The 236-nt window shown below is 69.9% G+C and carries 1 pseudogene; it reads right to left on the bottom strand.

Features of this window, described 5'->3' with window-relative positions:
- Positions 1-23: 23 nt before the first annotated feature.
- Positions 24-236 (bottom strand): annotated as a pseudogene (locus tag UUA_RS19715) (alginate export family protein); the annotation flags it as partial.

The raw sequence follows: 236 nt of genomic DNA, 5'->3' as shown, positions 1-236 counted from the left end.
GCCCATGCGCAGTGCGACTTCGTTCAACGTGCGCCGGCCAGCGTCTGCTGGCCGCGCCACTCCAGCTGCAGCCAGAACTTGGCGCTGTCGCGGCCGAACCCGTCGGCGCGATAGTCCGCCACCTTCAGCAGGCCGCTGAGGCCCCGCGCCAGCGGAAACGTCAGAGAGGCATTCCACTCGCTACCGTAGCGACCGCCGCGATCGGCGCGGTAGTCGTGGTATGCCACCGCCCAGCC

Source organism: Rhodanobacter thiooxydans LCS2 (assembly GCF_000264375.1).
Taxonomy (GTDB): Bacteria; Pseudomonadota; Gammaproteobacteria; order Xanthomonadales; family Rhodanobacteraceae; genus Rhodanobacter; species Rhodanobacter thiooxydans.
The sequence above is the reverse complement of the archived record's forward strand: the minus strand, read 5'-3'. Positions and strand labels throughout refer to the sequence as shown.